Annotated in this window: 4 protein-coding genes and 1 pseudogene; 3 read left to right on the top strand and 2 right to left on the bottom strand. The window is 59.6% G+C overall.

What is annotated here, in order from left to right; translation table 11 throughout:
• From ACF8AM_RS20360 to ACF8AM_RS20350, 3 genes and pseudogenes are all read left to right on the top strand, one after another.
• A pseudogene (locus ACF8AM_RS20360) lies at nucleotides 1–383 on the top strand (stage V sporulation protein G); the annotation flags it as partial.
• Nucleotides 376–693: a hypothetical protein gene (locus tag ACF8AM_RS20355; RefSeq protein WP_392557410.1), complete on the top strand. Its 318-nt coding sequence runs from the start codon at nucleotides 376–378 to the stop codon at nucleotides 691–693. The pseudogene ACF8AM_RS20360 and the gene ACF8AM_RS20355, both read left to right, overlap by 8 nt.
• A complete protein-coding gene (locus ACF8AM_RS20350; protein WP_392557409.1) occupies nucleotides 690–2,207 on the top strand; it encodes an SAM-dependent methyltransferase in 1,518 nt (505 codons plus the stop codon). The genes ACF8AM_RS20355 and ACF8AM_RS20350 overlap by 4 nt, the downstream gene beginning before the upstream one ends.
• A 31-nt stretch (nucleotides 2,208–2,238) precedes the next feature.
• On the opposite strand, the gene ACF8AM_RS20345 is transcribed toward ACF8AM_RS20350, so the two are convergent.
• Complete coding sequence (locus tag ACF8AM_RS20345; RefSeq protein WP_392557408.1) at nucleotides 2,239–2,736, bottom strand: hypothetical protein; 498 nt, start codon at nucleotides 2,734–2,736, stop codon at nucleotides 2,239–2,241.
• Nucleotides 2,733–4,942: S1 RNA-binding domain-containing protein (locus tag ACF8AM_RS20340; RefSeq protein WP_392557407.1), on the bottom strand; the 2,210-nt coding region annotated here is incomplete at its 5' end. The genes ACF8AM_RS20340 and ACF8AM_RS20345, both read right to left, overlap by 4 nt.

The raw sequence follows: 4,942 nt of genomic DNA, 5'->3' as shown, positions 1-4,942 counted from the left end.
TGATCGAAGAATTCAAAGCGGAACTGGATCGGTCACAACAACCTGGATATCGAAGTCGTTACGAAGACGATTTCGACGCGGGTGACTACGACGAAGCCGACTACACAAACTCCTCGTCCGATTCACCCCAGTCCACGTCGGATGAAAATCCCGTTATCCGCCCCGTCAGCCGAACCGGTTCCGAAACCTTGATCGCTCGGGGCGAAAAAGGCGACGAGAAACGCATCCCACAACCACACCTTCACCGTCGCGGCGGTGGGTCGCGTGGTTCAACCGTGGCCAACTCGCCAAATCGTGATGCGGGAGGAGCCCAACCGGAACGCTCGGCGCAGGCAGAGACCGAACCGTTCGATGATTTCGGGGCTGGCATTTTCGATGACTGAAGCCAATTCCGTCCCCCAACTCGAACCGCGCCCCGCTTCCCCCAACTCGTCTCGACCACAAGTCAGCATCGCTGTGTCGCTGCTGCTGGTTTTGATCAGCGCCCTGTTCCTGGCGGGGCTGTTCTATGCCTCGCGAGTCCCCAGCGTCCAAACGGACATTGCCATTTGGGCCGGTGCGAAACCTCCCGAAGATGACTCAGGCAGTCTTTCGCAAGTCATGTTCATCATGTTCACCTTCACCTCGCCACTGATGATCGCAATCTCGCTGTCGTTGGTGATGTCCATTTGGAACAAGATCACACGAACGTGAGTCGGTCTCGAAAAGGCTCTAAGAAAGCCAACCGCAAATCGCAGGCATCTTCGAAACCTTCCGCGAATCGCAAGCCTTTGGCTCTCTCTGCGGAACAAGTCGCCTCGGCGATCGCGCCCATTGAATTGCCAGGCGATGAACTAGGGCAACTCGCCGCGGCGATGAGCCAGCGTCATGCCAATGTGATGCGTGTCCGCCGAGATCGCGTTCAGGCATTTCGAATGAACCGGGACAACGGTGAATCACAATCGGACGTACCCTGGTATCCACTCGCCGTGGCAATCCCTGCGGACTTTCGCGCCTCGCGATCCATCGACTTCGCCGCAGGTGAATTCTATCTACAAGACGCGGGTTCACTGCTCGCCCTCGCGGCGGCTGAAGCTCACACTGATTCACTTTCTGTGCAACTGGTTTGCGATCTCTGTGCGGCGCCGGGCGGGAAAGCCACTGGACTACTCGAAGCGATCGGACACGATGGCTTCTTACTCGCCAACGAACCGATTCGCTCGCGAGTCGCACCGCTAGCATACAACCTGTCACGAACCGGATCGGATCGTTACGCGGTCAGTTGCGAAGACCCCGACGCTCTCGCTGAAAAGCTACCCGGTGTTTTCGATACGATTCTGATCGATGCTCCTTGCAGTGGCCAAGCCTTGCTGTCTCGCGGACGACAATCCAAAGGTGCCGTGAATGAATCGATGGTGGCCACGAATGCGGCCCGCCAACAACGCATCCTAACGGCCGCTCACAAACTGCTTCGACCTGGTGGAACAATCGTCTACAGCACGTGCACTTTCGCCGTCGCTGAAAACGAAGCGCAAGTGGATTGGATGACGCGTGAATTGCAAATGCAACCGTCACCGGTCGACGCTTTGAGCGACTACCAAAGCTCGCTCACCGAATGTGGCTACCGGGTATGGCCCCATCGCGATGGGTGCGCAGGCGCCTTCGCGGCTCGTTTGGATAAACCAAGCGACCCGGAGTCATCTGATGACGCAGCCGAGTTCGCCGAAGCCGAGTTCGCCGAAGCCCCATGGTTGCTTCGCCGAGGCGTGCTGCAATCGGAGCAGCCTCTTGATTCCGCTTGCGATGAATTGATTCGATCCGTCCTAGGAACGTGCTCGGAAACTGAAACGGACGGTACCTCGGTGCTCTTGCGACAACGCGACTGGATCGCAGAAGCGTTCTGCAAAGGTGCTCCTGAATGGGTCAAACAAGACTGGACGATGGGCCCCGAAGTCGCTCACCGCACCGGACAGACGTGGAAACCATCTCACGCTTGTGCGCTGAGACACACCGACGATCCGTTCACGGCAAACGCCGGACGCATTGAACTGGATGATGCCCAAGCCGCGACGTACTTGGCAGGCGGCACCGTTCCGACGGATCGCCGCGGTTGGCAGATCGTCCAGCATCGTGGTCGCCCACTGGGATGGGTCAAAGCCGATGGTCGAATCGGAAAGAATCACCTGCCAACCCACGCTCGCATGCAAGTGACAGCGACGAACCGCTGAGACATTTGTCAGCGATGATGGCCAGCAACTCTCAGGAAGTCGCGCTTTTCGCAGAATACATTTCGGCGTACTCGATCGCCCAAGCGTCGATCAATTGGCTGAATTCTTCCGGTTCGACTTCCGCGATTTTGGTGTAGTGCGTGCGATTGAATAGCTCACGGTTCATCACCGTGCCTTTGCCTTTCAAATCCAGCACACGCAGATCGCTGTAGGGCCGAATGACCAATTCCAAGCGGCTGTACAAGTTGGTGCGACGCCCGGCATCGAGCCTTAGATCGTCGCGATAACAGGCTGCCCCCCAGCCTTCTTCTCCGAAGACCGATTCGTAACGAAATCCAGGGAAATGATCCGCGACGCGACGCACAGCAGTTTCGATCTGTTCCGACAAAGACAAACGATACGACGTGTGCAGCCGTTTCAAGTCTTCCTCCGTCATCTCCTTCTTCCGTTCCTGCGAAGCTTGATGCTCCGCACGCCGGCGTCCGCGAGCGATGGCTGATTCCAATCGAGACTGAAAATCGTCGCTCATTCGTCTCCCTCAGGAGCGGCTTGTGGGGCAGGAGCTTCTGATGCAGGGGCCTCTGCTTTCGGCGCGGCCGGCGGATCCGCAGGAGGCGCTTCGGCCGGCTTCTCAACCGTCGCCGTCTCAGCGACTGGCTTTTCCGCGGCAGGAGGCTTGGCAGCTGGCTTTTTGTCCGCTGGAGGCGTCGTCTGGCCTTTTTCCTTGCTGAACAACTGCATCAGATCGCCGAAGGATCGCAACGGCTCATCGCCTTTGGCCATCGCGTCGCTGATCTGTGGCTTTTCAGGATCTTTGCCGATGACTTCGTAAACTTCGGGTTTCTTCGGTCCACGACCGCGACCGCCTCGGCCACCATCGCGCCCACCGGGACGACCGCCTGGTTTGCCGCCGCGTCCACCCTGAGCACCGCGACCTGGGCCTTGGCCACCACGACCTTGACCGCCACGTTGTCCGCCTTGGCCTGAGCCACCGGACTGCCGGCCGCGTCCGCGGGGTGCCGATTCTGATCGCTGCCCCTGTCCACCTGATTGACCGCGTTGCTGCCCGCGACCGCCTTGGCCACGACCACCGGGTCCGCGACCGCGTCCACCGCGATCATTCTGGCGACGAGCTTCCTGTGCCGCCTCGCGTTCGGGTGAAATGGCACTCAGGGCAACTCGACGACGCTTGGCGTCGGTTCCGGTCACCCAAGCGGTGATGACGTCCCCGACTTGAACCGCCTCGTGCAAGTCCTCCACAAAACTGTCGGAGATACGGCTGACGTGAATCAGCCCACTGCAATCAGGCGACAATTCGATGAACACACCAAACGGCATCACGCCGACAACCACGCCGATGACTTGGTCGCCTGGTTTCAATTCCGCGAGCGATGGCATCGCAGTCATAACGGCGGGCGATTCACCTTCGGATGCCCCCTCGCCGAACGGATCGCACAACCAACGAACCAGTTGATGCGAACGGCGTTTTCCGATCTGCCATTCTTTGATCAGTTTGTCGATAGCGGCTCGTTCGGGCATCGGTCGACGCACGGGTTCCGGAGCGGCCGGGGCTTCTGGTTCCGACTTGGCTTCGGCAGTGCCTTCAACGGGTTCACCATCGGTCGACGCCGCGTCGCCATCCGTGGAATCAGCAGCAGCTTCTGGTGAGGGCGTTTCCTCAGAAGCAGGTGCCTCGGATTCGCTGACACTGGTTTCTTCAGTGGCACTGGTTTCTTCGGTGGCTTCCGCCGCAGGCTGCTCGCTGGCGGTGTCGTCCGAAGCTGGTGTTTCAGCAGCGGGTGCCTCGGCCGATTCCGGCGTGGATTCAGCGGACAATTCCGCAGTGGTTTCGCTGGCCGTCGCTTCCGGCGTGGCGTCTTCGCTGGCCGCCGACTCGTCGCTGTCAGCCGTTTCGCTGTCAGCCATTTCGCTGGCCGGTTCTGTGGAAGGCTCCGGGGTGGCCGCCACAGCAGGTTCGCTGTAATCAGGCAGCTCGTAAGCCGGCGGACGATCTGGAGGCAACTCGATGTTCAACGCCGCTGCTAGCTTTTTCGCAAGCGGGTAATCGTCGGGATGAATCAGCGTCCCATCGAGGGTTTCTTCGCTGGCGAAAACCCGCAGGAAAGGCATCGCTTGACGAGAATTGACAACAGAAGGCCACTCGATCGCGGTCGCCAACTCGTCGCGGGAAGCGATCAATTTCTCGCGGCGTCGTTCGTCGATCGCCTGGGAAATTTCCGCTGTGATGCCCGGCAAACGCTGCATCCAAGTCGTTGCGGTTGAGTTGACATCGACGCCACCGCGGGCTGCGCCGCTGACCATCACGTCTTCCAACGCGGACAAGACGGCGTCATCGGACAATTCACGCTGGAACGAACCGAGTCGCAATTTCAGCGGATCAACCTTCACGATCGCTTGAGCCGGCTGCATCGCCGAAAACGCGATCCAAGCCGCCGCACGGAAACGACGCGGGGTCGACTTCATTTCTTGATCGCCGGCAGGACCGCCGGCATACGCGTCTGCTCCGCTGCGATCGGCCAACGTCCATCGAACCGATTTGTCAGCCGATTGCTTGATCAATTCGCCGACCGCGATCATGCACGCTCGACGAGCCGGACCATTGCTGATCACGATCAAATCGACGTGATGAGCGTGGATCAGCTCGCCCATCTTGGTCACCGCCAGCGTCCGCATCGCGGCAGACAACTGGCACGGAATGTCTTCGCAGTGCAGCA

The organism is Rhodopirellula sp. JB055 (assembly GCF_043100905.1).
Taxonomy (GTDB): domain Bacteria; phylum Planctomycetota; class Planctomycetia; order Pirellulales; family Pirellulaceae; genus Rhodopirellula.
The sequence above is the reverse complement of the archived record's forward strand: the minus strand, read 5'-3'. Positions and strand labels throughout refer to the sequence as shown.

Excerpts from the sequence above, each read along its gene's own strand:
- ACF8AM_RS20355 (WP_392557410.1), top strand. The coding sequence starts at position 376 with ATGACTGAAGCCAATTCCGTCCCCCAACTCGAACCGCGCCCCGCTTCC.
- ACF8AM_RS20345 (WP_392557408.1), bottom strand. The coding sequence starts at position 2,736 with ATGAGCGACGATTTTCAGTCTCGATTGGAATCAGCCATCGCTCGCGGA.